This window comes from Streptomyces sp. NPDC052910 (assembly GCF_055585605.1).
The window spans coordinates 105,786-130,930 of the sequence record NZ_JBVJJR010000003.1; the positions used below are offsets into that span (position 1 = coordinate 105,786).

Here is a 25,145-nt window from a genome sequence, read left to right on the forward strand (position 1 = left end):
GCCGCTGGCGCTTGAGCACCTCTGGCGTGTGAGCGCCGCAGGCGTGTGAGCGCCGCTGGCGTTTAAGCACCCGCTGGCGTTTAAGCACCGCTGAATCGTCGCGGTAGCAACTTTCCATGGACCCTTACGGTCGAAGTGGCCCAGAATCGGGGCGAGTTCCCCGATCCCGGAGCGTGACGCGATGCCGCCCACCAGCCCCTTCGGCCGTACGGTCTGTGCGATGGTGACCCCTTTCACTCCCGACGGCCGGCTCGATCTCGACGGCGCCCAACGCCTGGCGGACCACCTCGTCGGAGCGGGCCGCTGCGACGGGCTGGTCCTCAGCGGCACCACCGGCGAGTCGCCGACCACCACCGACGAGGAGAAGACCGCGCTCGTCCGGGCCGTCACCGAGGCCGTGGCCGGCCGCGCCCGCATCACGGCGGGCGTCGGCTCCAACGACACCCGCCACACCGTCACCCTCGCCCGCGCCGCCGAGGCGGCGGGGGCGGACGGGGTCCTGGTCGTCACGCCGTACTACAGCCGGCCCCCGCAGGACGCCGTCGAGGAGCACTTCCTGACGGTCGCGGACGCGGTCGGGATCCCCGTGATGCTTTACGACATCCCCGGCCGCACCGGCACCCGCATCGAGGTGGACACCATGCTGCGGCTGGCCGAACACCCCCGCGTCGAAGGCGTCAAGGACTGCGCGTACGACCTCCTCGGCAGCGCCAGGGTCATCGCCGCCACCGGACTCGCCTACTACTCCGGCAGCGAGGAACTCAACCTGCCGCTGCGCTCGGTCGGCGCGGTCGGTTACGTCAGCACCGTCGCGAACGTGGCCGGGCCGCTGTTGGCCGCGGCGCTGGACGCGTTCGAGGCGGGCGACGTCGGGGAGGCGACGCGGCTGCACGCCCGCGCCCTGCCGCTGATCGAGGCGATGATGGCGGACGGCCTGCCGGGCACGGTGACGGCGAAGGCGCTGCTCGGCGTGGTCGGCCTGCCGGGCGGACCGGTCCGGGCGCCCTTGCGGGCGGCTTCCGCCGCACAGGTCCGGCGGCTCCGCGCGGCCTATGCGGAAGGGATGGAGGTACCGGCCGGGGAAGGGACGGAGGTACCGGCCGGGGAGGGGACGGAGACACCGGCCGGGGAAGGGGTGGAGACACCCGCGCGCTGAAACCGCCCGCCCCCGGGGCCGGTCCGCGTCGCTTTCCGTTCGGGAATCCGCTCCCCCGCCGTTCCCTCCCGTCCTCCGCCCGCCCCCGCGATATCGCCCGCCGAATGCCGGGACGCCCACGGAAATCGGCCCTTTCCGGCATCCCGGAAAGCCCTTTGCCACCATGATCACGTAGGGATAAGGTGCGACACCAGTACCGGGACCACGGCAGCAGAGCCATCGGACGGGTACGAGAACGGACTTCACGGAAACGTGAAGCGGGGGAACAGGCGAGGAGGCCGGGGAGGAATGCCCGAAACGGCTCCGACGGCTTCGACGGCTCCGACGGCTCCTCGCCCGCCGACGTACGACTACGACGCGTACGGATCCGGCCGCGCCCCTTGACCACGTGCTCGCCGGCGGAATCGTGCGACCGCCGTCCGCCCGTCCGCCGTCAAGGCGGCCACCGCTGCCGCGGTCGTCATCGGCCATCGAAAGGAACAACCACCATGAACAAGCGCCTGATAGGCACGTTCGCGGCCTCCGCGGTCCTCGCGCCGGCCCTGATGTTCAGCGCCTCGGGCCAGGCGTCCGCCGCCACCCAGACCGTCAGTTGGAAGAACGTGGGCAACCACAAGTGCCTGGTCGCCAACGGCTTCTGGGTCGGCACGGGCGACTGCAACGCGCCCACCGCGAAGTGGGAGGAGACCAAGCAGTCCGACGGAACGTTCCTTCTGAAGACGCGGGACCACAAGTTCTGCCTCGACAGCAACAAGGACGGCGCCGTCTCCGCGCACGTGTGCAACGGCGGCAACAACCAGAAGTGGCGCGAGTCCAAGGACTCCATGGGCTGGAAGCTGGTGGACAAGGCGACCGGGCTGACCCTCGGCTCGCGCCCCGACGGTTCCGTCTACACCAACTTCGACGGCGGCATCAAGCACCAGCGCTGGAGCTGATCACCGACGACGCCGGGCCCGCGTACCCCGCGGGCGCGTGACGCGCCCCCGGCGAAATGACGCGGCGCCGAAGACCGCTCGGACGCGGCGTCGAAGACCGCTTACCGGCCCTCCTCCAACCCCCCCAGTGGAGGAGGGCTTTGCCTTTCCACCCGATGAAACGGCATGCTCTAGGCATTTCTCGGCAGGTTTTCGGAGGACTTCCCGGATAAAACCCGCATCGCACGGCAATAAGCCCCGCTCAGGGGAGAAAGCGGACTCAGGGAAGCGGGCCGCCGTCGGTTCCTCCGTCGCGCCGCGCCGAGCCGCCCCGCACCTCTCCCTGGAACCAGTCGAGGCGAGCCTGGAGCAACGCCGCCTCGGCGATGAGTTCGTGCACGGACGCACCGCCCCCGTCCCGTACCGCCGTTCCCACCGCGTCCACGGCACCCGTCGCGTCCTCCGCGCCCTCGGCACCCGTCGCGTCCTCCGCGTGCTCCGGCTCGGAGACGACCACGACGCCCTCCCCCGCCAGCCGCCCGAACTGCGCGAGCGTCACACCGCCGCGCATCGGCACACAGCCGCCGCAGTCCGCCGCGAACACCCGCCACCCGGGCAGCCCCCACTCCGCGTCGGCGAGCCGCGTGGCCGTGCGCCCGCAGGCGCACGGCCCGACCCGCACCCGGCGCACACGCTGGCGCGCGTAGCGCATCCCGCGCTCGTAGCGGATGTAGGCGCCCAGCACGGCCACTTCCAGGACGACCGCCCGGCGGTGCTCCCCCGCGCAGGTGAGGTCCAGCGCCTCGGCGGCCGAGTGCAGACAGTGGAAACCGCAGTCGCACCGCCGGGCGGGGGCGCTGTGGCGGCGGCCGTAGACGCACCGGGCGTCGTCCAGGACGCCGTACGGCGCCCCGCCGCCCAGGGAGACACCGGTGAAACCGGCGCGGGTGCCGTCCCGGGAGACCACCGGGTAGGCGATCTTGTAACCGGTGGGCGGCCGGTCGGGGCGTTCCCGCGGCAGCCGCAGCCTCATCGTCCGGCCGGGACGGCTTCCCGGTGCAAGGGCTCGGAGCGGTGAGCGGCTACGGCCCCACACACCTCGTCCGCCTCCACGACCGACGCAGCCGCCGGAGCCGCCGGAGCCGCCGGGGCCGTCACAACCGACCAGGCCGCCGATGTCTCCTCGACGGCAGGGCTCCTCTCCGTCTCCTCGGCGAATCCGACGGCCAGACGTTTGCCGAGCTGCATGGCGCCTCCCGTGGCTCAGCGGGACTTCCCGTGGACCGGACGGCCCGGACGGACCGGACAGGCCGGACGGACCGGGTGGCCCGGGTGGACCGGACCGGCTCCCATGGTGGCGCAGCCCGTCCCGGACACGCCAGAGCGGCCGCACGCCGGAGTCCACCCGGAACGGGGACCCGCCGTACGGCCGCTCGTACGCGACACGCGTCAGTTGTGGCTGTGCAGCGCCTCGTTGAGCCCGCCCCACGTGCTCTTGTACGGGCGGGCCTCGACGGCGCCCGTGGTGGAGTTGCGGCGGAAGAGGATGTTGTTGGCCCCGGAGAGCTCCAGCGCCTTGACGATCTCCCCGTCCGGCAGGGTGACCCGGGTTCCGGCCGTCACGTACAGACCGGCCTCGACCACGCACTCGTCGCCGAGCGCGATGCCGATGCCCGACTCGGCGCCGAGCAGGCAGTTCGCGCCGACGGAGATGATCTGCTTGCCGCCGCCGGAGAGCGTGCCCATGGTGGACGCGCCGCCGCCGATGTCGCTGCCGTCGCCGACGACGACACCCGCGCTGATGCGCCCCTCGACCATGGAGGTGCCCAGCGTGCCGGCGTTGAAGTTGACGAAGCCCTCGTGCATGACGGTCGTGCCCTTGCCCAGGTGGGCGCCGAGGCGCACACGGTCGGCGTCGCCGATGCGGACGCCGGACGGGACGACGTAGTCGGTCATGCGCGGGAACTTGTCGATGCTGGTGACCTGGAGGTGCAGGCCCTCGGCGCGGGCGTTCAGCCGCACGGTCTCGATCCGGTCGACGGCGACCGGGCCGAGCGAGGTCCAGGCGACGTTGGCCAGCAGGCCGAACATGCCGTCCAGGTTCGCGCCGTGCGGCCGGATCAGCCGGGACGACAGCAGGTGCAGCCGGAGGTAGACGTCGTGCGCGTCGAGCGGCTTGTCGTCGAGCGAGGCGATGACCGTGCGGACCGCCACGACGGTGACGTCACGGCGGGCGTCCGGACCGACCGCCTTCAGGGCGGCCTCGCCCAGCAGCTCGGCGGCGCGCTCGGCGGTCAGCTCCTCGGTCCCGGCGGGGCCGGGCGCGTCGGCCAGCGCGGGGGCCGGGAACCAGGTGTCGAGAACGGTGCCGTCGGCGGCGATCGTGGCGAGGCCGGCGGCGACGGCACCGGTGGTGGAGGGGACAGCAGCATCGGTCATGTCCGAAAACCTAACCGGAGGGGCCCGCTCAAGGCGAACCGGACTCCATCACCCCGCCGAGGCGGACGCGCCGGAACCGAACCACCGACGGAGACGGACGCGCGCCGGACCCGGCGGCAACGGCATCCGTACCCTGTGACGCGTCCGCGCTCGGGATGCGAGACGGCTGATGCTCACCGTGCGACGTGCGACGTGCGACGTGCGACGCGCAGGGCGACGTGCGACGCGCAGTGCGACATGTGCACCGGTTCGCTCCGGTCGTTCCTCGGCGCCGGCTCGGCCACCGTGCGCCGCCCCCGGCGGGTCCGGGACCCGCCGGGCCGCTCACCCCACCAGCCGCGCCACCGCGTCCCGTACCTCCGCCCGCTCGAAGGGCCACCCGCTCACCAGGTACTGGAGCAGAAGGCCGTCGAGGAGGGCGGTGAGGGCGCGGGCCGTGGCGGTGTCGGGGGTGCGGCGGCCGAGGACGGTGGCCATTTCGGTGACGCACTCGGCGGCCACCGGACGGAGGGCCGGGCGGCGCAGGGCGGCGGCGTAGAGCTCGTACTCCAGTTCCAGGCGGGAGCGGTCACCGGTCAAGGCGTCCGCGACGAGGTCGGCGACGGCGTCGGCGAGCGGCGCGTTCTCGGGCAGGTCCCGTTCCCAGGCCGTCAGGGCGTCCAGCCACTCCCGGGCGGTCCGGCGCACCGCCTCCACCAGCAGGTCGTCGAGGGTGGCGAAGTGGTACGTCGTGGAGCCCAGCGGTACGTCGGCCTCGGCGGCGACCGCCCGGTGGCTCAGCGCGCCGAGGCCGCGGGCGGCGACGACGCGGACGGCGGCCTCGGCGATGCGGTCGCGGCGGGCGGGGTCGTAGCGGCGGGGCATCAGTGGGAGGCCCCGCCGAGGTTGAGGACGACGACACCCGCGATCACCAGCAGAATTCCGCCGATGCGTGCCGCGTTGGCCGCCTCGCCCAGGAAGAGCATGCCGATCGCGGCGACGACCGCCGTGCCCGCGCCGGACCAGATGGCGTACGCCGTGCCGACGTCCATGGTCTTCAGGGTCCGTGCGAGCAGCAGGAAGGCGAGGAGGTAGCCGGCCGCCGTCCCGAGCGAGGGCCACAGCCTGCTGAAGCCGTCGCTGTACTTCATGCAGGTGGTGGCGGCGATCTCGGATGCGATCGCGCCTGCCAGGGTCAGGTACACCATGTGTACGAGGGTACACAACGCTGTGTACGGGCGTACGCAACGCGGGAGAGGACGAGCGGCGAAGCCGCGCTACGGGGTCCGGGACGGCACCCCGGAAGAAACGGCGAAAGGGCGGAACAGGGGCAGACCGAATGGCCCACCCGGATCGCACCCCACCACCCCTCCGCCTATCCAGGGGACATGAGACCGCCGCACCGCTCCTTCTCCCCTCCCGCCCTTCTCGCTCTCCTCGCCCTCACCCTGGCCCTCGCCACCCCCCGCCCCGACCCCCCGGCACCCCGCGCCCCGCTGCACAGGACCGGCGGCCGGGCCGTGGCCGGCCACTACATCGTCACCTTGCGCCAGGGCGCCAGTCCGCGCACGCTGACCACCCGGCTGGGTGTCACGCCGGACACCGTCTACCAGCACGCCCTGCTCGGCTTCGCCGCCTCGCTCAGTCCCGCGCAACTGGACTCCGTCCGTCGTTCGCCGGACGTACGGTCCGTGGAGGAGGACGCGGTCCTCCGGCAGTCGGCCGCCGGGCCGGCGACGTCCTGGGGACTGGACCGGGTGGACCAGCGGAGACTGCCCCTGGACGGGCAGTTCGCGGTCGCCGGCACCGGCGAGGGCGTCACCGCGTACGTCGTGGACACCGGGATCGACTACACCCACCCCGAGTTCGGCGGGCGTGCCCGCAAGGGCGTCGACCTGGTCGATCCGGCCGGTGACGGCTCCGACTGCCTGACCGGTTCGGGACACGGCACGCACGTGGCGGGGATCATCGGCGGCGGGGAGCACGGCGTCGCGCGGAAGGTGACGCTGGTCAGCGTGCGGGTGCTGGACTGCGAGGGGACGACGTCGGCCTCCCGCTTCGTGGCCGGCCTGGACTGGGTCGCCCAGCACGCCGGACCGGCGTCCGTGCTGAACGCCTCGCTCAACGGCCCCTACTCGGCGGCGACGAACGCCTCGGTGGCCGCGGTCGCGGGCCGCGGAGTGCCGCCCGTGGTCTCGGCTGGGAACGCGCAGGCCGCGACCGCGGCCACCGACGCCTGCGCCAACTCGCCGGGCAGCGCGCCGGGCGCGGTGGTCGTGGGGGCGACGGACCAGGACGACCACATGGCGTCGTTCAGCAACTGGGGTCCCTGCCTCCGCCTCCTCGCCCCGGGCCTGGACATCGTCTCCGCCCGCGCCGGCGGGGGCGCCACGGCGAAGAGCGGCACCTCGCAGGCGGCGCCGCACGTCACCGGGGTCGCGGCGCTCTACAAGGCGGCGCACCCGGACGCGTCGGCGCAGGCGGTGTCCGAGTGGCTGGCGGGCCAGGCGACGCAGGGGGTGCTGAGCGGACTCCGCGACGGAACGCCGGACCGGCTGCTGTTCACGGGCGGGGCATGACCCCGGCCCGCCATCCCCCATCACCCCTGTCGCCTCTACCACCCCCACCCGGGCCCTCGCCGTCACCGGCCGTCGGACGTATTGCTTGACCAAACCAATCCTTGCTCAGCCAAGCAAACCCCCGTTACCTTTTGCTCATGCGAGCAAAAAGCAGCGAAGGCAAGCAAGAAGCGGCACCGGCCGCCGACCGGACGTTCATCGAGGCCGCCAGACGGGCGCAGATCGTCGACGCCGCGATCGAGGTCATCGCCGAAGTGGGGTACGCCAAGGCGTCGTTCACGCGGATCGCGCGGCAGGCCGGGCTGAGCAGCACCGGGATGATCTCGTACCACTTCGCCGGCAAGGACGACCTGATGCGCGAGGTCGTGGCCGAGGTGATGCGGGTGGCCGACGCGTACATGCGTCCCCGGATCGAGGCCGAGCCGACCGCTCCCGGGCGGCTCCGCGCGCACATCGAGTCCAACCTCGCGCTGCTGGACGTCTACCCCAAGCACCTGCACGCCATGGTGGAGGTGCTCACCGGGATCCGGAGCGGCAGCCCCTCGGCGCAGGAGTTCACCGCCGCCACGGACACCATGCTGAACAGCCTGATCGCCGCCGTGCGCCGGGGCCAGGAAGCCGGGGAGTTCGGCGAGTTCGACCCGGCGACCCTGGTGTACGCGCTGCGCGGCGCCATCGACGCGCTCGTGACGCGCGCCGCCCACGACCCCGGTTTCGACGCGGTCGCCCACGGCCGCCACCTCGCCGACCTCTTCGACCGCGCCACCCGGAGGACCTCGTGAGCACCGGCCCCGTGACCGATCCCGTGACCGTCCCCGCGACCCCGCCCACCGAGCGGCGGAAGACCGCCGCCCTGCGCAGACACCTCGCCCTCCAGCTCCTCTTCGAGCTCGTCCTCCCGCTCGCCGCCTTCTACGGGCTCCAGGCCGCCGGCGCGAGCCAGTGGGCCGCGCTGGCGGTGGGCAGCCTGCTCGCCGTGCCCTGGCTCGTCCACGGGATGGTCCGGCGCGGACGGGTGGACGCCATGGGGCTGTTCACCCTCTGTCTGATGCTGCTCGGCGCCCTGATGTCCCTGGTGAGCGGTGACCCGCGCGTCCTGCTGGTGCGTGACAGTTGGCTGTTCGGCCTGATCGGCCTGTGGATTTCGGGCACCCTGCCCACCCGCCGCCCGTTCGTCATGTACCTGGGCCAGACGGTCGTCACCGCCAAGCTGGGCGAGGCCGGATGGCGCGCCTGGGCCGCCCGCTGGGACACCGAGCCGGCGTTCCGCCGCGACGTACGGGTGCTCACGGCCGTCTGGGGCGCGGTCTTCACGCTGGACGCCGCGGTCCGGGTCGTCCTGGCCCTGACGCTGCCGGTGGACTCCGTCCCCCTGGTGAGCACGGTGCAGTGGCTGGTCGTCCTGGCCGGCCTGCTGATCTTCCACAACGTCTACGTCACCCGGCGCGGACTGAAAGCCTGAGAGCGGAGGCACTCGGCATGACCCCGGACGTCATCGTCGTCGGAGCCGGCCCCACCGGACTGACGCTCGCCAACGAACTCGCCCTCGCGGGCGTCCGCACCGTCGTCCTGGAGCGGTCCCTCGAACGCAGCGGCCAGTCCCGCGCCCTCAACCTCCAGCCGCGTACCGCCGAAGTCCTGGACGCGCGCGGCTGGTTGGAGCCGATCGCCGCCCAGGCCCTCACCACCCTGCCCCAGGGCCACTTCGCCGGCATCCCGCTGGACTACTCGCCCTTCGACACCCGCTTCCCCTACCAGGTCGGCATCCCGCAGGCCCGCGTCGAGCGGTTCCTGGAGGACCGCCTCACCGAGTGCGGCGTCCCCGTCCTGCGCGGCCGTGAACTCACCGCCCTCGCCCAGGACGCGGACGGCGTCACCGCCACCGTCACCGGCCCGGACGGCACCACCACCCTGCGCGCCGGCCACCTGGTGGGGGCGGACGGCGGACGCAGCCGGGTGCGCGGCGAGCTCGGCGTCGGCTTCCCCGGCCGGGACGGACGGATCTCCCTGGTCGTCGCCGACATCGTGCCGGAGCCCCACGACGCGCTGCCCACGCGGTGGCGCCTGCCCGCGTTCGACGGTCGGGAAGGCCCCTTCCTGATGCCCCTCGGCGACGGTGTGTTCCGGTTCCTCTTCGCCGCCCCGGACCAGACCGTGGGCCGCGACACCCCCGTCACCCCCGAGGAGGTCGGCACCGCCCTCGCCGCCGGCCCCGGCCCCCGCTTCGCCCTTCGCGACATCCGCTGGGCCTCCCGGTTCACCGACGCCTCCCGGCAGGCGGAGCGGTACGTCGTCGGCCGGGTGCTGCTGGCCGGCGACGCGGCCCACATCCACTTCCCGGCGGGCGGCCAGGGTCTCAACCTCGGGGTGCAGGACGCCTTCAACCTCGGCTGGAAACTCGCCGCCACGGTCCGCGGCCACGCACCGCGCGGCCTGCTGGACACCTACCACGCGGAACGCCACCCGGTCGGGGCGGCGGTCCTGGAGAACACCCGGGCCCAGCTCGCCCTGATGCACCCCGACGAGGACATCCGCGCCCTGCGCTCCACCGTCTCCGCCCTCCTCGCGGAGCCGGCCGCCAACCGCCGCGTCGCCGGCATGATCTCCGGGCTCGACATCCGCTACCCCATGGGCCCCGACGTCCCCGGCCACCCCCTCCTGGGCGCCCGCTTCCCGGGCCCCCGCCTCCCCGACGGCCGGGGCCTCCTCCTCACCCGCTCCCCCGCCCCGGCCCCGGCCCTCGACACCCTCGCCGCCCCCTGGACGGACCGCGTCGACCGGACCACCGCCCCCACACCCCCGTCCGCCGACGCGCTCCTCCTCCGCCCGGACGGCCACGTCTGCTGGGCGGGGACGACGGCGGGGGACGGCCTGGTGGCGTCCCTGGAACGCTGGTTCGGCGCCGCCCGCTGACCCGCCCCGCCCGGGGAACCCCGCACACGACGGCAGCCCGCCACCCCCGCGGTACGGGGTGGCGGGCTGCCGGAAGAGCAGGCGCTCGCACGGCGAGCGGACGCTCAGACGTTGAAGCCGAGTGCCCGGAGCTGCTCGCGGCCCTCGTCGGTGATCTTGTCGGGGCCCCACGGCGGCATCCAGACCCAGTTGATCCGGAGCTCGTTGACGATGCCCTCGGTGGCCGACTTCGCCTGGTCCTCGATGACGTCGGTCAGCGGGCAGGCCGCGGACGTCAGCGTCATGTCGAGGGTGGCGATGTTGGCGTCGTCGATGTGGATGCCGTAGATCAGGCCGAGGTTGACGACGTCGATGCCCAGCTCGGGGTCGACCACGTCGTACAGGGCCTCGCGGACCTCTTCCTCGGTGGCCGGCTTGGTGGTCACTTCGTCGCTCATGCGGTCTTCCTCGCAGTGCTCTCGGTGCTCTCAGTGCTTGCGGCGCCCTCGCCCAGCGCCTGGGCGGTCGCGTCCTTCCACGCCATCCAGCTCAGGAGAGCGCATTTCACCCGCGCGGGGTACTTGGAGACGCCGGCGAACGCCACCGCGTCCTCCAGCACCTCCTCCATCGCGTCATCCGGCTCGATCCGGCCCTTGGACTGCATCAGCTCCAGGAAGGTCTCCTGGATCCGCCGGGCGTCGCCGAGCTCCTTGCCGACCAGCAGCTCGTTGAGGACCGAGGCGCTGGCCTGGCTGATCGAGCAGCCCTGGCCCTCGTACGAGACGTCTTCGATCGTCTCACCGGAGAGCCGGACGCGCAGGGTGATCTCGTCGCCGCAGGTCGGGTTGACGTGGTGCACCTCGGCGTCGCCGTCCCGCAAGCCCCTGCCGTGCGGGTGCTTGTAGTGGTCCAGGATGACGTCCTGGTACATCGAATCAAGCTTCACAGTCCGCTGCCCATCAGCCGAAGAAGTTCCGGACGTGCTCCAGACCCTCGACCAGGGCGTCGACCTCGGCGGGGGTGGAGTACAGGTAGAACGACGCCCGCGTGGTCGCCGGAATTCCGTACCGCAGGCAGACGGGCCGCGCGCAGTGGTGGCCGATCCGGACGGCGATGCCCTGCTCGTCGAGGACCTGGCCCACGTCGTGCGGGTGGATGTCGCCGAGCGTGAAGGAGATCGCCGCGCCGCGGTCCTCGGCCGTGGTGGGGCCGATCAGCCGGAGGTCGGGGACCTCCTGGAGCCGCCGGATCGCGTACTCGGTGATCGCGTGCTCGTGCCGCGCGATGTTCTCCATGCCGATGGCCGACAGGTAGTCCACGGCCGCGCCGAGACCGATGGCCTGGGCGATCGGGGGCGTACCGGCCTCGAACTTGTGCGGCGCCGGGGCGTAGGTGGACGAGTGCATCGAGACGGTCTCGATCATCTCGCCGCCGCCGAGGAACGGCGGCAGGTCCTCCAGGAGCTCCTGCCGGCCCCACAGCACGCCGATGCCGTCCGGGCCGCACATCTTGTGGCCGGTGAAGGCCACGAAGTCGGCCTGGAGCGCCTGGACGTCCAGCGGCATGTGCGGCGCGGCCTGCGAGGCGTCGACGACGACCAGCGCGCCGACCTCCTGGGCGCGCCGGACGATCGCCTCGACCGGGTTGACCGTGCCCAGGATGTTGGAGACCAGCACGAACGAGACGACCTTGGTCTTCTCGGTGATGATCTCCTCGATGTTCGACAGGTCGAGCCGGCCGTCGTCGGTGAGGCCGAACCACTTCAGCTTCGCGCCCGTGCGCTGCGCCAGAAGCTGCCACGGGACGATGTTGGAGTGGTGCTCCATCTCCGTGATGACGATCTCGGTGTCGTGGTCCACCCGGTAGGGCTCATCGGCCCAGCCGAGCATGTTCGCCACCAGATTGAGCGACTCCGAGGCGTTCTTCGTGAATATGACCTCGTCGCGGCTGGGAGCGTTGACGAACGCGGCGATCTTGTCACGCGCGCCCTCGTAGAGCGCGGTGGCCTCCTCGGCGAGGACGTGGACGCCGCGGTGTACATTGGCGTTGTGCTGCTCGTAGTACTCGTTGATGGCGTCGAGCACCTGGCGCGGCTTCTGGGACGTCGCCGCGTTGTCCAGGTAGACGAGCTTCTTGCCGTCGTGCAGGACGCGGTCGAGGATGGGGAAGTCCTTGCGGATCGCCTCGGTGTCGAGGAGCCCCGGAATCGGTGTCACGCGGTGACGCCTCCCGTCGTGTACGCCTCGTAGCCCTCTTCCTCCAGCTTGTCCGCGAGCTCGGCGCCGCCGGACTCGGCGATGCGGCCGTTCGCGAAGACGTGCACGAAGTCCGGCTTGATGTAGCGCAGGATGCGGGTGTAGTGCGTGATCAGCAGGGTTCCGACCTCCCCGGTCTCACGGACTCGGTTGACGCCCTCGGAGACGATGCGCAGGGCGTCGACGTCCAGGCCCGAGTCGGTCTCGTCCAGAATCGCGATCTTCGGCTTGAGGAGCTCGAGCTGAAGGATCTCGTGCCGCTTCTTCTCACCGCCCGAGAAGCCCTCGTTGACGTTGCGCTCGGCGAAGGAGGGGTCCATGTGCAGGCGCGCCATGGACTCCTTGACCTCCTTCACCCAGGTGCGCAGCTTGGGGGCCTCGCCGCGGATCGCGGTGGCGGAGGTGCGGAGGAAGTTGGACACCGAGACGCCGGGCACCTCGACCGGGTACTGCATGGCGAGGAAGACGCCGGCGCGGGCGCGCTCGTCGACGGACATCTCCAGGACGTCCTCGCCGTCGAGGGTGACGGTGCCGCCGGTGATCGTGTACTTGGGGTGACCGGCCAGCGAGTAGGCCAGGGTGGACTTGCCGGAGCCGTTGGGGCCCATGATGGCGTGGGTCTCGCCCTGCTTCACGGTCAGGTCGACGCCACGCAGGATCTCCCGGGGGCCGCCTTCGGCGTCGACGGAGACGTGCAGGTCGTGAATCTCAAGCGTTGCCATGGGGAACTCAGGACTCCTGGGTGACGGAAACGAGCACAGACGCGTCTGGGCCGTCTCCTTCGATCTTGACGGGGTAAACGGGGACCGGTCGGGTGGCCGGGAGACCCGAGGGCTTTCCGGTGCGCAGGTCGAAGGTGGAACCGTGCAGCCAGCATTCGATGGCGCAGTCCTCCACCTCGCCCTCGGAGAGCGACACGTTGGCGTGCGAGCAGATGTCGTGGATGGCGAAGACCTCGCCCTCGGTGCGGACGACCGACACGGGGGTGCCGTCGACCTCCACCCGCTTGGGCGTGTCCTCCTCCAGCTCGCCGAGCGCGGCGACGCGTACGTAGGTCATGCGACGGACGCTTCCAGCTCGGCCTCGATCTTGGCGATGAGGCGCTCTTCCAGCTCGGGGACGCCGATCTGCTGGACGAGCTCGGCGAAGAAGCCGCGGACGACCAGACGGCGGGCCTCGTCGGCGGGGATGCCGCGGGCCATCAGGTAGAAAAGCTGCTCGTCGTCGAAGCGGCCGGTCGCCGAGGCGTGGCCGGCGCCGACGATCTCACCGGTCTCGATCTCCAGGTTGGGGACCGAGTCGACGCGGGCGCCGTCGGTGAGGACGAGATTGCGGTTGAGCTCGTAGGTGTCCGTGCCCTCGGCCGCGGCGCGGATGAGGACGTCGCCGATCCAGACGGCGTGCGCGTCCTTGCCCTGGAGGGCGCCCTTGAAGACCACGTTGCTGCGGCAGTGCGGCGTGTCGTGGTCGACGAAGAGGCGGTGCTCCTGGTGCTGGCCGTTGTCGGTGAAGTACAGACCGTAGAGCTCGGCCTCGCCGCCGGGGGCGCCGTAGACGACGCGCGGGTGGAGGCGGACCAGGTCGCCGCCGAAGGTGACGATCACGGACTTGAAGCGGGCGTCGCGGCCGACCAGCGCGGTGTGCTGCGCGGCGTGGACGGCGGTGTCGTCCCAGTCCTGGACGGAGACGACGGTGAGCTTGGCGCCGTCGCCGAGCAGGTACTCGACGTTGGCCGCCAGGATGGCGTCACCGGTGTGGTCGATGATGACGACGGCCTCGGAGAAGGCGCCGATCTCGACGACCTGGTGGCCGAAGGCCACGCCGCCCTCGCCGTGCACGGCGATCCGCACGGGCTCGGTGAGCACGGTGTTCTTGGGGATCGAGACGACGGACGCCTTCTCGAAGGAGCTGTACGCCTGGGCGGCCACCCGGTCGACCGGCTTGCCGGCCTTGCCGAGCCGGGCGTCGTCCCGGCCGACGGTCTCCACGGTGACGCCCGCGGGGGCGGTCACCTCGACCTTGACGCCGGCGCCGTCCGCCACGGCCGTGCCGTCGTGCAGACCGCGGAGGCGCTCCAGCGGGGTGAACCGCCACTCCTCCTCGCGGCCGTGCGGCACGGGGAAGTCGGCGACGTCGTACGAGGCGGGGGCGCTGACCCGCGCGTCGATGGGCTGCTTGGCCCCGCCCACCTGGATGGCGCCGTCGGTGGTGCTGCCGGCGGGAGTGTTGTCAGCCATGGCTGTCGTGGTGCTCTCTTCCTGTCAAAAAGGGTCGCTGCGGTCGAAGGCGGCGGACGTCAGCCGACCGAGCCTTCCATCTGCAGCTCGATCAGCCGGTTGAGCTCCAGCGCGTACTCCATCGGCAGCTCGCGGGCGATCGGCTCGACGAAGCCGCGCACGATCATCGCCATGGCCTCGTCCTCCGACAGACCGCGGCTCATCAGGTAGAAGAGCTGGTCGTCGCTGACCTTGGAGACGGTCGCCTCGTGGCCCATGGACACGTCGTCCTCGCGGACGTCCACGTAGGGGTAGGTGTCCGAGCGGGAGATGGTGTCCACCAGCAGCGCGTCGCACAGCACGTTGGACTTGGAGCCGTGGGCGCCCTCGCCGATCTCGATCAGACCGCGGTACGAGGTGCGGCCGCCGCCCCGCGCCACCGACTTGGAGACGATGTTGGAGGAGGTGTTGGGCGCCATGTGGACCATCTTGGCGCCGGCGTCCTGGTGCTGGCCCTCGCCGGAGAACGCGATGGACAGCGTCTCGCCCTTGGCGTGCTCGCCCATCAGGTAGACGGCGGGGTACTTCATCGTCACCTTGGAGCCGATGTTGCCGTCGATCCACTCCATGGTCGCGCCCTCGTACGCCACGGCGCGCTTGGTGACCAGGTTGTAGACGTTGTTCGACCAGTTCTGGATGGTCGTGTAGCGGCAGCGGCCGCCCTTCTTGACGATGATCTCCACGACGGCGCTGTGCAGCGAGTCGGAGGAGTAGATCGGGGCGGTGCAGCCCTCGACGTAGTGCACGTAGGCGTTCTCGTCGACGATGATCAGCGTCCGCTCGAACTGGCCCATGTTCTCCGTGTTGATCCGGAAGTAGGCCTGGAGCGGGATGTCGACGTGGACGCCCGGCGGGACGTAGATGAAGGAGCCGCCGGACCACACGGCCGTGTTCAGCGCGGCGAACTTGTTGTCACCGGCGGGGATGACGGTGCCGAAGTACTCCTGGAAGAGCTCGGGGTGCTCCTTCAGGGCGGTGTCGGTGTCCAGGAAGATGACGCCCTGCTCCTCCAGGTCCTCGCGGATCTGGTGGTAGACGACCTCGGACTCGTACTGGGCGGCGACACCGGCGACGAGGCGCTGCTTCTCGGCCTCGGGGATGCCCAGCTTGTCGTAGGTGTTCTTGATGTCCTCGGGCAGGTCCTCCCAGGAGGCGGCCTGCTTCTCCGTGGAGCGGACGAAGTACTTGATGTTGTCGAAGTCGATGCCGGTGAGGTCGGAGCCCCAGGTCGGCATGGGCTTCTTGCCGAAGAGCTTGAGGCCCTTCATGCGCAGCTTGAGCATCCACTCCGGCTCGGACTTCTTGGCCGAGATGTCGCGGACGACCTCCTCGGAGAGGCCTCGCTTGGCCGCGGCGCCGGCCGCGTCGGAGTCGGCCCAGCCGTATTCGTACGTGCCCAGGCCCTCGAGCTCAGGGTGGGCAGTCTCCGTGGGGAGAGTCATGCGGGGTTCCTCCCGGCCGTGCTGGTGGATGCGGTGGTGGTCGTCTTGGTGGACGCTGTCTTGGGGATGAACGTCGTGCACACCCCGTCGCCGTGGGCGATGGTGGCCAGACGTTGCACATGCGTCCCGAGCAGGCGGGAGAAGACCTCGGTCTCCGCCTCGCAAAGCTGCGGGAACTGCTCGGCGACATGGGCGACCGGGCAGTGGTGCTGGCAGAGCTGTTCGCCGACCGGCGCTGTGCGCGCCGTAGCAGCGTACCCGTCCTCGGTCAATGCCCTGGCCAGCACGCGGGCCCGCTCCTCGGGGGGCGCGGCCTCCAGGACGGCCCGGTAGCCCTCGGCCTGGGCGGTCATCCGGGCCCGGGCGAACGCGGCGACCGCGGCCTCGCCCATCTCGCCGCCGCCGGCGGCCTGGGCGATCCACCGCAGGGCGTCGGTGGCGAGCTTGTCGTAGGCCTGGTCGAAAGCGTCCCGGCCACAGTCCGTGAGCGCGAAGACCTTGGCGGGCCGGCCGCGGGTGCGGGCTCCGTAGACCCGCTTCTCGCGGGGCTCGACCATGCCCTCGGCCGCCAGCACGTCCAGATGGCGGCGGACCGCCGCCTGGGTGAGCTCCAGGCGCAGGGCCAGCTCGGCGGCGGTGGACGGGCCGTGGTCGAGGATGGAGCGGGCCACCCGGGCGCGGGTGCCGCGCTGCTCGTCATGGGCGCGCTCCTCGCGTCCCAGGGATGCGGCCTCCCGGGCGGCGGGCACCGACTCGGAGCCGGGGGACGAAGCGGGTACGCGAGCGTCCGACCCGGCGGCCGTCCCGGCCGCGGGACCTTCCGGTGCCTCGCCCGCGTATTTCACAACACCATTGTTGCGTAATTACCTGAGCCGGGACAAGCCTCGGCGGGCCGTCCTCCGGTGGTCTCGATCACTTAGGGTCACCTAACCGGCACGGTGGCCCCCGCACCCCGGCGGCGTCCGGGGGCCCGCGGGGTTCGTAGACTTCCCGCCATGCGCAGCGCCTTTCCGGGGGACTCCCGGACCACCGGCCGGTCGCCGGCGGTCGAGGTCCACGGCCTCGTCAAGCGGTACGGGACGAAGACCGCGGTGGACGGTCTCGACCTGTCCGTCGCGGCCGGCACCCTCACCGCCGTCCTCGGCCCCAACGGGGCCGGCAAGACCACCACCATCGAAACCTGCGAGGGCTACCGCCGCCCCGACGCCGGCACCGTCCGGGTGCTCGGCCTCGACCCGGTCGCCGACTCCGCCGCCCTGCGCCCGCGCGTCGGCGTGATGCTGCAGAGCGGCGGGATCTACTCGGGCGCCCGCGCCGACGAGATGCTGCGGCACATGGCCGCGCTGCACGCCCACCCGCTGGACGTCGGCATGCTGATCGAGCGCCTCGGCCTCGGCGGCTGCGGGCGCACCGCCTACCGCCGGCTCTCCGGCGGCCAGCAGCAGCGGCTCTCCCTGGCCATGGCCGTGGTCGGCCGCCCCGAGCTGGTCTTCCTGGACGAGCCCACGGCCGGCCTCGACCCCCAGGCGCGCCGCGCGACCTGGGACCTGGTCCGGGAGCTGCGCGAGGACGGCGTCACCGTCGTGCTCACCACCCACCACATGGAGGAGGCGGAGGAGCTCGCGGACGACGTCGCGATCATCGACGCCGGCCGGGTCATCGCCCAGGGCAGCCCCGAGGAGCTCTGCAAGGGCGGCGCGGAGAACACCCTGCGCTTCACCGGCCGGGCCGGCCTCGACGTCGCCTCCCTCCTGAAGGCCCTCCCCGCCGACTGCGCGGCCGTGGAACTGGCCCCGGGCTCGTACCGGGTCACCGGCTCCGTCGACCCGCAACTGCTCGCCACGGTCACCACCTGGTGCGCGCAGCACGGCGTGATGCCGGACCGGATAGCGGTCGAGCGGCACACGCTGGAGGACGTCTTCCTGGAGCTGACCGGCAAGGAGCTGAGGGCCTGATGCCTTACCCCACGACCGGCCGGGGGCCCGGGGGTCGCCCCGCGGACGGACACAGTGTCGAACCGACCGGCAAGGAACCGCGCGCATGACCCCTCCTTCCCCTCCTTCCACACCGGGCACCTTCACGCCCCGCCCCGGCGCCGCTCCGCTCCCCCGGATGATCCGGGCGCAGGCCGCGCTGGAGACCCGGATGCTGCTGCGCAACGGCGAGCAACTGCTGCTGACGGTCGTCATCCCGACGCTGCTGCTGGTCCTGTTCAGCACGGTCGACGTGGTCGACACGGGCGACGGCGAGGCCGTCGACTTCCTCACTCCCGGCATCCTCGCCCTGGCCGTGATGTCCACCGCCTTCACCGGCCAGGCCATCGCCACCGGCTTCGAGCGGCGGTACGGGGTCCTCAAGCGGCTCGGCGCGTCCCCGCTGCCGCGCTGGGCGCTGATGACGGCCAAGACGGCGTCGGTGCTGGTCACCGAGGTCCTCCAGATCGTCCTGCTGACGGTGATCGCCTTCGCGCTCGGCTGGTCGCCGCACGGCGACCCGTTCGCCGTGGTCCTGCTGCTCGTGCTCGGGACGGCGGCGTTCTCCGGGCTCGGCCTGCTGATGGCCGGCACGCTCAAGGCGGAGGCGACGCTGGCGGCGGCCAACCTGGTCTTCCTGCTGCTGCTGGTCGGCGGCGGGGTGATCGTGCCGCTGGACCGCTTCCCGGACGCCGCGCGGGCGGCGCTGGAGCTGCTGCCGATCTCGGCCCTCTCCGACGGGCTCCGCGACGTGCTGCGGGACGGCGCCGGGATGCCCTGGCGGGACCTCGGCATCCTCGCGGTGTGGGCGGTGCTGGGCCTGGGCGCGGCGGGCCGCTTCTTCCGCTGGGAGTGACCCTCCCGGCGCGAGGGGCCGGTGGGGCGGCGCTCACCTCGGGTTTCGCGCCGCGCCCCACCCCTCGTGAATCCATGCACAAGCGGGCCCTTACGATGAGCCCGTGCCGAATTCGATGAATCCCCTGCAGGCCGTCGCCGACCGCTGGCAGCCGTCCGCGCGCTTCGTCCGGCGGGCCTCGTTCGCCTGCGTCGTCATGGCCGTGATCATCGTGGTGACGGGTGGCGCGGTCCGGCTCACGCAGTCCGGTCTGGGCTGCCCGACGTGGCCGACGTGCACCGAGGACAGCCTCACGCCCACCCCCGCGATGGGCATCAACGGCGTCATCGAGTTCACCAACCGCATGCTGACCTACGTGCTCTGCGCGGTCGTCGGCGTGGCGATCATCGCGGCCCGCGCACGGACCCCGCGTCGCCGGGACCTGACGCGGCTGGGCTGGGCCCAGTTCTGGATCGTCGCGAGCAACGGTGTCATCGGCGGCATCACGGTCCTCACCGGCCTCAACCCGTACATCGTCGCCACGCACTTCCTCGCCTCGACGGCGCTGCTGACCGTCGCCGTCGTCATGTGGCAGCGGGCGGGCGAGGGCGACGACACTCCGCGCGACCTGGTGGCCCGCCCGGTGCGGCAGTTGAGCTGGGTGCTGGTCGTCGCGACCGGCCTGCTGATCGTCGCGGGCACCGTGGTCACCGGCTCCGGCCAGCACGCGGGCGACGCCTCGAAGGACGTCCACCGCATCCCGCTGGACTTCCGGGAGATCACCCAGTTGCACGTGGACCTGGTCTTCATCGTGCTCGGCCTGACGGTGGCGCTGTGGTTCGCGCTGCGGGCGGTGAAGGCGCCGGGCGGCCCGCGGCGCCGGGTGGTGGAGCTGTTCGTGGTCCTGATGCTGCAGGGCGCCATCGGCTATGTGCAGTACTTCAACGACTCGCCCGAGTTCGTCGTCGGGGTGCACATGTTCGGATCCTGTCTGGTCTGGATCGCCGTGCTGCGCGCCTTCCTCTCGCTGCGGGACCGCGGTGAGCTCGTGTCGCTCCCGGCGCCCGCCGCGGAGCCCGAGCCGACGGTCCTGGCCGCCGCGGAGCGCTGAGCCGCCGAAAAGGAGCCGCCGAGGACCGGGGCTCCCGAGACCGAGGTACCCAGGACCGGGACACCGAAGCCGGGACATCGAAGAAGTGACGCCGGAGGGCCGGCACCCGCTCGGGTGCCGGCCCTCCGGCGTCACTTCCTTTTCACCGTCCAGCCGTCCCGCGCTCCGGCGTGCCCGCGGGCCGCTCAGCCGTTGGACGGTCCGCCCACCTGGATCCCGGCCATCCGCGACCACTCGTAGGGGCCGGTGCGCACCTTCGCGGCCATCTCCCCGTCGAAGTCCTCGCGGACGGCCAGTCCGGCCGGTGCGGCCAGTTCGAGGGCCTTCTCCGCCGTCGCGTACGAGGGGGCCACCAGGTTCCCCCACTGCCCGTCCGCGCCCACCAGGGCGATCCGGGTCCTGCCGCGCCCTATGTGGGCGAGCTGCCCCTCCGCGCTTCCGCCGTGGGTCCGTGCGAAGTCGCCGATCTCCTTGGCCAGCCGGGCCGCCCGCCGCTGCGCCCTGGCGTCCAGCGGGGCGTTCCCGGCCTCCGTGTCGCCGGCCTGCTTGGTGTCTGCCATGCCCAGGATGCTACCGACGGGTAGCCGGAATGGCGACGGGCGGCGCGGGTGGCTTTCACCCCCCGCGCCGCCCGTGGGGACAACCCGTCCGGAACGACCGCGGACTACCGCAGGAAGGGATCGATCGCGACCGCCGTGAACAGCAGCGAGACGTAGGTGATGGACCAGTGGAACAGCCGCATCTCCTTCAGCTTCGCCCCGGTGATCCCGGCCTTGGCGCGGGCCTGGAGGGCGTGCGCCTCCTTGAGCCAGAGAGCGCCGCAGGCCACGGCCACGACCGTGTAGAACCAGCCGGTGTACCCGAGCGGCGTCAGCAGCAGGGAGACGCCCACCATCACCCAGCTATAGAGGACGATCTGCCGCGCGACGGCCTTGTTGCCCGCGACGACCGGCAGCATGGGGACGCCGGCCCGCTCGTAGTCGTCCTTCACCTTCATCGACAGCGGCCAGTAGTGCGGCGGCGTCCAGAAGAAGATGACGAGGAAGAGGATCAGGGAGGCCCAGGAGACCTCGTTCTTCACCGCGGACCAGCCGATGATGACCGGCAGACAGCCCGCGATGCCGCCCCAGACGATGTTCTGCGCGGTGCGGCGCTTGAGGATCATCGTGTAGACGACGGTGTAGAAGAGCGAGGCGCCGAGCGAGAGCATCGCCGACAGGGGATTGACCAGGAACCAGAACCAGACGGTCGAACCGACGGTGAGCGCCGCGGCGAAGACCAGGCACTCGCGCGGCGAGACCATGCCGGTGACCAGCGGGCGCTGGGACGTCCGGTCCATCATGGCGTCGATGTCGCGGTCGTAGTACATGTTGAACGCGCCCGCGCCGCCGGCGGAGAGATAACCGCCGAGGCAGGTGGCCAGCACCAGCCACATGTCGGGGACGCCCTCGGCGGCGAGGAACATCACCGGGACCGTCGTCATCAGCAGCAGCTCGATGACGCGCGGCTTCGTCAGCGCCACGAAAGCCTTGACACGGGCCCCGAACGGCCGGTGATGACCGGGGCTCTCGACGAGTACCCCCGCAGGACGGGATTCGACGGCCGTCACGCACACCCCTGACAGAGATAAGGCCAGCAAGCACATCCGGCCCGTTCTGCCGGGTAAGGCTTGCGCGTACCAAGCCACTCTAGACGCAGGGCATGGCACGGCCTCCGCCGGGGTGGGTCGTGTTGGTCCCCGGGGAATGCGGGTGAAACCGGGTTCCGGCGGCCCCCGGCGCACTCCGGGCGGGCGCCTCGCGAGGACCTTCCGAGAGGCGCGCTCCGGCGCCGCATCGCACGCTTGACACATGACGGACACCCGTCGGCCGGGAATCTTTACCACCCCGATCCGGTTGCCCGAGGCGTGCCGGGGGCAGCCGGAGAGCTGCCGACCGTCCGCCGAGACCGCGCGGAAAAAACGGGCGTTCCCGCAGGGGTAGGCTCGGGACCGCCGCGTCGTGGCGGAACATACCGCCCCCGGCAGAGAAACAATGTGGAGAGGAGCCCTGACCTAGGGTGAGCACCAAGCCGACCACCACAGACCTCGAGTGGACCGAACTGGACCAGCGGGCCGTCGACACCGCCCGCGTCCTGGCCATGGACTCCGTGCAGAAGGTCGGCAACGGCCATCCCGGCACGGCCATGAGCCTGGCGCCCGCCGCGTACCTGCTCTTCCAGAAGCTGATGCGGCACGACCCGAGCGACGCCGACTGGACCGGTCGCGACCGCTTCGTCCTCTCTCCCGGTCACACCAGCCTCACGCTGTACGTCCAGCTCTTCATGGCCGGCTACGGCCTGGAGCTGTCGGACCTCAAGGCCTTCCGCACCTGGGGCAGCAAGACCCCGGGCCACCCGGAGCACGGCCACACCCGCGGCGTCGAGACGACCACCGGCCCGCTGGGCCAGGGCATCGCCAACGCCGTGGGCATGGCGATGGCGGCCCGCTACGAGCGCGGTCTGTTCGACCCGGAGGCCCCGAAGGGCGAGTCGCCCTTCGACCACACCATCTGGGCGATCGTCTCCGACGGCGACCTGGAGGAGGGCATCTCCGCGGAGGCGTCCTCGCTGGCCGGCCACCAGAAGCTCGGCAACATCGTCGCCCTCTACGACGACAACCACATCTCGATCGAGGGTGACACCGCGACGGCCCTCTCCGAGGACGTCCTCAAGCGGTACGAGGCCTACGGCTGGCACGTCCAGCGCATCGAGCAGGCCGCCAACGGCGACTTCGACGTGCAGGCGCTGTACGCGGCGCTGAAGGCGGCGCAGGAGGAGACCGAGCGTCCCTCCCTGATCGCGGCCCGCACGATCATCGCCTGGCCGGCCCCGAACGCGCAGAACACCGAGGCCGCGCACGGCTCGGCGCTCGGCGACGCCGAGGTCGCCGCGACCAAGGAGGTGCTCGGCTTCGACCCCGAGCGGACCTTCCAGGTCGACGAGGACGTCTTCGCGCACGTCCGCAAGGTCGTCGACCGCGGCCGCGAGGCCCACGCCACCTGGGAGAAGAAGCTCGCCAAGTGGCGCGAGGCCAACCCGGAGCGCGCGGCCGAGTTCGACCGGATCAACGCGGGCGAGCTGCCCGACGGCTGGGAGAAGGTCCTCCCGGTCTTCCCGGCCGGCAAGTCCGTCGCGACCCGCAAGGCGTCCGGTGAGGTCCTCAAGGCCCTCGGCGGCGTCATCCCCGAGCTGTGGGGCGGCTCCGCCGACCTCGCCGGCTCGAACAACACCACGATCGACGCGTCCTCGTCGTTCCTCCCGGAGGGCAACCCGCTCCCCGAGGCGAACCCGTACGGCCGCACGATCCACTTCGGCATCCGCGAGCACGCCATGGGTTCGACCATGAACGGCATCGCGCTGCACGGCAACACCCGCGTCTACGGCGGCACCTTCCTGGTGTTCTCCGACTACATGCGTCCCGCCGTCCGCCTGGCCGCGCTGATGAAGCTGCCGGTCACCTACGTGTGGACGCACGACTCCATCGGCCTCGGCGAGGACGGTCCGACGCACCAGCCGGTCGAGCACATGTCCGCCCTGCGCGCCATCCCGGGCCTGAACATGGTCCGCCCGGCCGACGCCAACGAGACGGCCATCGCCTGGCGCGAGATCATGAAGCGCCACGCCACCAACCCGGCGCCGCACGGTCTGGCCCTCACCCGCCAGAACGTCCCGACGTACGAGGCCAACGAGGGCGCCGCCAAGGGCGGCTATGTGCTGTTCGAGGCCGAGGGCGGCCGTCCCCAGGTGATCCTGATCGCCACCGGTTCCGAGGTCCAGATGGCCGTCGAGGCCCGCGAGACCCTCCAGGCCGAGGGCGTTCCGACCCGTGTGGTCTCGATGCCGTCGGTCGAGTGGTTCGAGGAGCAGGACCAGGCGTACCGCGACGGCGTCCTGCTGCCGGACGTCAAGGCCCGGGTGGCCGTCGAGGCGGGCATCGGCCTGACCTGGCACCGCTACGTCGGTGACGCCGGCCGGATCGTCTCGCTGGAGCACTTCGGCGCCTCCGCCGACTACCAGGTGCTGTTCCAGGAGTTCGGTCTGACCTCGGAAGCCGTCGTCGAGGCCGCCCGCGAGACGCTGGCCGACGCCGGCCGCCGCTGACGCGCAAGCACACGATCCAGTAGGAGATGTAGAACCCATGACAGACGCACTCAAGCGCCTCTCCGAGGAGGGCGTCGCGATCTGGCTGGACGACCTGTCCCGCAAGCGCATCACGTCCGGCAATCTGCGCGAGCTGATCGACGACAGCCACGTGGTGGGTGTCACCACCAACCCGTCGATCTTCCAGAAGGCGATCTCCAGCGGCGACGGCTACGAGCAGCAGCTCTCCGACCTCGCGGTCCGCAAGGTCACCGTCGAGGAGGCCATCCGCATGATCACGACGGCGGACGTGCGTGACGCCGCCGACATCCTGCGGCCGGTCTTCGACGCCACGGACGGCCAGGACGGCCGGGTGTCCATCGAGGTGGACCCGCGTCTCGCGCACGACACCCACGCCACCGTGGCCGAGGCCAAGCAGCTCGCCTGGCTGGTCGACCGCCCCAACACCCTGATCAAGATCCCGGCCACCGAGGCGGGTCTGCCTGCGATCTCCGAGACCCTCGGCCTGGGCATCAGCGTCAACGTCACGCTGATCTTCTCGCTGGAGCGCTACCGGGCGGTCATGGACGCCTACCTGACCGGTCTGGAGAAGGCCAAGGCGGCCGGCCTGGACCTGTCGCTGATCCACTCGGTGGCGTCCTTCTTCGTGTCCCGCGTGGACACCGAGATCGACAAGCGGCTGGACGCGCTGGGCACCGAGGAGGCCAAGGCGCTCCGCGGCAAGGCCGCGCTGGCCAACGCCCGCCTCGCCTACCAGGCGTACGAGGAGGTCTTCTCCTCCGACCGCTGGCTGGCCCTGGAGAAGTCCGGCGCCAACAAGCAGCGCCCGCTGTGGGCGTCGACCGGCGTCAAGGACCCGGCCTACAAGGACACCCTGTACGTGGACGACCTGGTCGCCCCGAACACGGTGAACACCATGCCGGAGTCCACCCTGGAGGCCGCCGCCGACCACGGCGACGTCAAGGGCGACACCGTCCGCGGCACGTACGAGCAGGCCAAGGCCGAGCTCGGCGCGCTCGCGAAGCTGGGGATCTCGTACGACGAGGTCGTCCAGTTGCTGGAGGACGAGGGCGTCGAGAAGTTCGAGGCGTCCTGGAACGACCTGCTCAAGTCGACGGAGGCGGAGCTCAAGCGCCTCGCACCGGAGGCGTGAA

25 protein-coding genes are annotated in these 25,145 nt (G+C 71.6%); 11 read left to right on the top strand and 14 right to left on the bottom strand.

Annotation, left to right across the window (positions count from 1 at the left end; genetic code table 11):
- Window positions 1-181 precede the first annotated feature (181 nt).
- Window positions 182-1,156, top strand: coding sequence for a 4-hydroxy-tetrahydrodipicolinate synthase (dapA, locus tag ACZ6X9_RS11490; protein ID WP_469777782.1), 975 nt, complete (start codon window positions 182-184; stop codon window positions 1,154-1,156).
- A 488-nt stretch (window positions 1,157-1,644) separates the two neighbouring features.
- On the top strand, window positions 1,645-2,091 hold the full coding sequence (locus tag ACZ6X9_RS11495) for an RICIN domain-containing protein (RefSeq protein ID WP_469777783.1): 447 nt from the start codon (window positions 1,645-1,647) through the stop codon (window positions 2,089-2,091).
- A gap of 259 nt (window positions 2,092-2,350) precedes the next feature.
- Here ACZ6X9_RS11495 and ACZ6X9_RS11500 read toward each other — a convergent pair whose 3' ends face one another.
- From ACZ6X9_RS11500 to ACZ6X9_RS11515, 4 genes are all read right to left on the bottom strand, one after another.
- Window positions 2,351-3,103: a hypothetical protein gene (locus ACZ6X9_RS11500; protein WP_469777784.1), complete on the bottom strand. Its 753-nt coding sequence runs from the start codon at window positions 3,101-3,103 to the stop codon at window positions 2,351-2,353.
- A 416-nt stretch (window positions 3,104-3,519) separates the two neighbouring features.
- Window positions 3,520-4,509 carry a 2,3,4,5-tetrahydropyridine-2,6-dicarboxylate N-succinyltransferase gene (gene dapD / locus ACZ6X9_RS11505; protein WP_469777785.1) on the bottom strand — a complete coding sequence of 330 codons (990 nt, stop codon included), beginning with the start codon at window positions 4,507-4,509 and terminating at the stop codon, window positions 3,520-3,522.
- Between the two features lie 324 nt (window positions 4,510-4,833).
- Window positions 4,834-5,373, bottom strand: coding sequence for a TetR/AcrR family transcriptional regulator (locus ACZ6X9_RS11510; RefSeq protein WP_469777786.1), 540 nt, complete (start codon window positions 5,371-5,373; stop codon window positions 4,834-4,836).
- Complete coding sequence (locus tag ACZ6X9_RS11515; RefSeq protein ID WP_469777787.1) at window positions 5,373-5,696, bottom strand: DMT family transporter; 324 nt, start codon at window positions 5,694-5,696, stop codon at window positions 5,373-5,375. The genes ACZ6X9_RS11510 and ACZ6X9_RS11515 overlap by 1 nt, the downstream gene beginning before the upstream one ends.
- Before the next feature lie 180 nt (window positions 5,697-5,876).
- Here ACZ6X9_RS11515 and ACZ6X9_RS11520 point away from each other — a divergent pair, with 180 nt between their 5' ends.
- From ACZ6X9_RS11520 to ACZ6X9_RS11535, 4 genes are all read left to right on the top strand, one after another.
- On the top strand, window positions 5,877-7,067 hold the full coding sequence (locus ACZ6X9_RS11520; RefSeq protein ID WP_469777788.1) for a S8 family peptidase: 1,191 nt from the start codon (window positions 5,877-5,879) through the stop codon (window positions 7,065-7,067).
- Between the two features lie 137 nt (window positions 7,068-7,204).
- Complete coding sequence (locus tag ACZ6X9_RS11525) at window positions 7,205-7,849, top strand: TetR/AcrR family transcriptional regulator (protein ID WP_469777789.1); 645 nt, start codon at window positions 7,205-7,207, stop codon at window positions 7,847-7,849.
- Window positions 7,850-7,860: 11 nt separating this feature from the next.
- Complete coding sequence (locus ACZ6X9_RS11530; protein ID WP_469777790.1) at window positions 7,861-8,529, top strand: VC0807 family protein; 669 nt, start codon at window positions 7,861-7,863, stop codon at window positions 8,527-8,529.
- A gap of 17 nt (window positions 8,530-8,546) precedes the next feature.
- Window positions 8,547-9,980, top strand: a complete 1,434-nt coding sequence (locus ACZ6X9_RS11535; RefSeq protein ID WP_469777791.1) for an FAD-dependent monooxygenase — start codon at window positions 8,547-8,549, stop codon at window positions 9,978-9,980.
- A gap of 104 nt (window positions 9,981-10,084) precedes the next feature.
- On the opposite strand, the gene ACZ6X9_RS11540 is transcribed toward ACZ6X9_RS11535, so the two are convergent.
- The 8 genes from ACZ6X9_RS11540 to ACZ6X9_RS11575 are packed head-to-tail and all read right to left on the bottom strand — an operon-like array spanning window position 10,085 to window position 16,681.
- Window positions 10,085-10,417 (bottom strand): metal-sulfur cluster assembly factor, encoded by a 333-nt coding sequence (locus tag ACZ6X9_RS11540; protein ID WP_004951661.1) that lies wholly within the window; start codon window positions 10,415-10,417, stop codon window positions 10,085-10,087.
- The gene (sufU, locus tag ACZ6X9_RS11545; RefSeq protein ID WP_469777792.1) at window positions 10,414-10,905 is read right to left on the bottom strand and encodes a Fe-S cluster assembly sulfur transfer protein SufU; all 492 of its coding nucleotides are present in this window, start codon (window positions 10,903-10,905) and stop codon (window positions 10,414-10,416) included. The genes ACZ6X9_RS11540 and sufU overlap by 4 nt, the downstream gene beginning before the upstream one ends.
- Before the next feature lie 13 nt (window positions 10,906-10,918).
- Window positions 10,919-12,175 carry a cysteine desulfurase gene (locus ACZ6X9_RS11550; RefSeq protein ID WP_469777793.1) on the bottom strand — a complete coding sequence of 419 codons (1,257 nt, stop codon included), beginning with the start codon at window positions 12,173-12,175 and terminating at the stop codon, window positions 10,919-10,921.
- Window positions 12,172-12,936, bottom strand: coding sequence for a Fe-S cluster assembly ATPase SufC (gene sufC, locus ACZ6X9_RS11555; RefSeq protein WP_436780095.1), 765 nt, complete (start codon window positions 12,934-12,936; stop codon window positions 12,172-12,174). The genes ACZ6X9_RS11550 and sufC overlap by 4 nt, the downstream gene beginning before the upstream one ends.
- A gap of 7 nt (window positions 12,937-12,943) precedes the next feature.
- A complete protein-coding gene (locus tag ACZ6X9_RS11560; RefSeq protein ID WP_469777794.1) occupies window positions 12,944-13,273 on the bottom strand; it encodes a non-heme iron oxygenase ferredoxin subunit in 330 nt (109 codons plus the stop codon).
- Window positions 13,270-14,451 (bottom strand): Fe-S cluster assembly protein SufD, encoded by a 1,182-nt coding sequence (gene sufD, locus ACZ6X9_RS11565; protein WP_469777795.1) that lies wholly within the window; start codon window positions 14,449-14,451, stop codon window positions 13,270-13,272. Before sufD ends, ACZ6X9_RS11560 begins: the two co-directional genes overlap by 4 nt.
- Window positions 14,452-14,510: 59 nt before the next feature.
- Window positions 14,511-15,932 carry a Fe-S cluster assembly protein SufB gene (gene sufB, locus ACZ6X9_RS11570; RefSeq protein ID WP_469777796.1) on the bottom strand — a complete coding sequence of 474 codons (1,422 nt, stop codon included), beginning with the start codon at window positions 15,930-15,932 and terminating at the stop codon, window positions 14,511-14,513.
- The gene (locus tag ACZ6X9_RS11575; RefSeq protein ID WP_469778630.1) at window positions 15,929-16,681 is read right to left on the bottom strand and encodes a helix-turn-helix transcriptional regulator; all 753 of its coding nucleotides are present in this window, start codon (window positions 16,679-16,681) and stop codon (window positions 15,929-15,931) included. The genes sufB and ACZ6X9_RS11575 overlap by 4 nt, the downstream gene beginning before the upstream one ends.
- 246 nt (window positions 16,682-16,927) lie before the next feature.
- On the opposite strand from ACZ6X9_RS11575, the gene ACZ6X9_RS11580 reads away from it, so the two are divergent.
- The 3 genes from ACZ6X9_RS11580 (at window position 16,928) to ACZ6X9_RS11590 (ending at window position 19,851) form a co-directional block, all read left to right on the top strand.
- Window positions 16,928-17,887 (top strand): ABC transporter ATP-binding protein, encoded by a 960-nt coding sequence (locus ACZ6X9_RS11580; RefSeq protein WP_469777797.1) that lies wholly within the window; start codon window positions 16,928-16,930, stop codon window positions 17,885-17,887.
- Window positions 17,888-17,972: 85 nt separating this feature from the next.
- On the top strand, window positions 17,973-18,761 hold the full coding sequence (locus ACZ6X9_RS11585) for an ABC transporter permease (RefSeq protein WP_469777798.1): 789 nt from the start codon (window positions 17,973-17,975) through the stop codon (window positions 18,759-18,761).
- A gap of 103 nt (window positions 18,762-18,864) precedes the next feature.
- The gene (locus tag ACZ6X9_RS11590; protein WP_469777799.1) at window positions 18,865-19,851 is read left to right on the top strand and encodes a COX15/CtaA family protein; all 987 of its coding nucleotides are present in this window, start codon (window positions 18,865-18,867) and stop codon (window positions 19,849-19,851) included.
- Between the two features lie 185 nt (window positions 19,852-20,036).
- On the opposite strand, the gene ACZ6X9_RS11595 is transcribed toward ACZ6X9_RS11590, so the two are convergent.
- Window positions 20,037-20,411, bottom strand: a complete 375-nt coding sequence (locus ACZ6X9_RS11595) for a hypothetical protein (protein ID WP_469777800.1) — start codon at window positions 20,409-20,411, stop codon at window positions 20,037-20,039.
- 104 nt (window positions 20,412-20,515) lie between these two features.
- Window positions 20,516-21,460, bottom strand: a complete 945-nt coding sequence (locus ACZ6X9_RS11600; RefSeq protein WP_469777801.1) for a heme o synthase — start codon at window positions 21,458-21,460, stop codon at window positions 20,516-20,518.
- A 449-nt stretch (window positions 21,461-21,909) separates the two neighbouring features.
- Here ACZ6X9_RS11600 and tkt point away from each other — a divergent pair, with 449 nt between their 5' ends.
- On the top strand, window positions 21,910-23,991 hold the full coding sequence (gene tkt / locus ACZ6X9_RS11605) for a transketolase (protein ID WP_469777802.1): 2,082 nt from the start codon (window positions 21,910-21,912) through the stop codon (window positions 23,989-23,991).
- Between the two features lie 37 nt (window positions 23,992-24,028).
- Window positions 24,029-25,144 (top strand): transaldolase, encoded by a 1,116-nt coding sequence (gene tal / locus ACZ6X9_RS11610; RefSeq protein ID WP_469777803.1) that lies wholly within the window; start codon window positions 24,029-24,031, stop codon window positions 25,142-25,144.
- Window position 25,145 lies beyond the last annotated feature (1 nt).

Bases quoted from the DNA above. Each gene is read 5' to 3' on its own strand.
- ACZ6X9_RS11595 (WP_469777800.1), bottom strand. From the start codon at position 20,411: ATGGCAGACACCAAGCAGGCCGGCGACACGGAGGCCGGGAACGCCCCG.
- tal (WP_469777803.1), top strand. From the start codon at position 24,029: ATGACAGACGCACTCAAGCGCCTCTCCGAGGAGGGCGTCGCGATCTGG.
- ACZ6X9_RS11515 (WP_469777787.1), bottom strand. From the start codon at position 5,696: ATGGTGTACCTGACCCTGGCAGGCGCGATCGCATCCGAGATCGCCGCC.
- dapD (WP_469777785.1), bottom strand. From the start codon at position 4,509: ATGACCGATGCTGCTGTCCCCTCCACCACCGGTGCCGTCGCCGCCGGC.
- ACZ6X9_RS11520 (WP_469777788.1), top strand. From the start codon at position 5,877: ATGAGACCGCCGCACCGCTCCTTCTCCCCTCCCGCCCTTCTCGCTCTC.
- sufB (WP_469777796.1), bottom strand. From the start codon at position 15,932: ATGACTCTCCCCACGGAGACTGCCCACCCTGAGCTCGAGGGCCTGGGC.
- dapA (WP_469777782.1), top strand. From the start codon at position 182: ATGCCGCCCACCAGCCCCTTCGGCCGTACGGTCTGTGCGATGGTGACC.
- ACZ6X9_RS11525 (WP_469777789.1), top strand. From the start codon at position 7,205: ATGCGAGCAAAAAGCAGCGAAGGCAAGCAAGAAGCGGCACCGGCCGCC.
- ACZ6X9_RS11540 (WP_004951661.1), bottom strand. From the start codon at position 10,417: ATGAGCGACGAAGTGACCACCAAGCCGGCCACCGAGGAAGAGGTCCGC.
- ACZ6X9_RS11580 (WP_469777797.1), top strand. From the start codon at position 16,928: ATGCGCAGCGCCTTTCCGGGGGACTCCCGGACCACCGGCCGGTCGCCG.
- sufD (WP_469777795.1), bottom strand. From the start codon at position 14,451: ATGGCTGACAACACTCCCGCCGGCAGCACCACCGACGGCGCCATCCAG.
- ACZ6X9_RS11495 (WP_469777783.1), top strand. From the start codon at position 1,645: ATGAACAAGCGCCTGATAGGCACGTTCGCGGCCTCCGCGGTCCTCGCG.
- ACZ6X9_RS11535 (WP_469777791.1), top strand. From the start codon at position 8,547: ATGACCCCGGACGTCATCGTCGTCGGAGCCGGCCCCACCGGACTGACG.
- ACZ6X9_RS11510 (WP_469777786.1), bottom strand. From the start codon at position 5,373: ATGCCCCGCCGCTACGACCCCGCCCGCCGCGACCGCATCGCCGAGGCC.
- sufC (WP_436780095.1), bottom strand. From the start codon at position 12,936: ATGGCAACGCTTGAGATTCACGACCTGCACGTCTCCGTCGACGCCGAA.
- ACZ6X9_RS11560 (WP_469777794.1), bottom strand. From the start codon at position 13,273: ATGACCTACGTACGCGTCGCCGCGCTCGGCGAGCTGGAGGAGGACACG.
- ACZ6X9_RS11585 (WP_469777798.1), top strand. From the start codon at position 17,973: ATGACCCCTCCTTCCCCTCCTTCCACACCGGGCACCTTCACGCCCCGC.
- ACZ6X9_RS11500 (WP_469777784.1), bottom strand. From the start codon at position 3,103: ATGAGGCTGCGGCTGCCGCGGGAACGCCCCGACCGGCCGCCCACCGGT.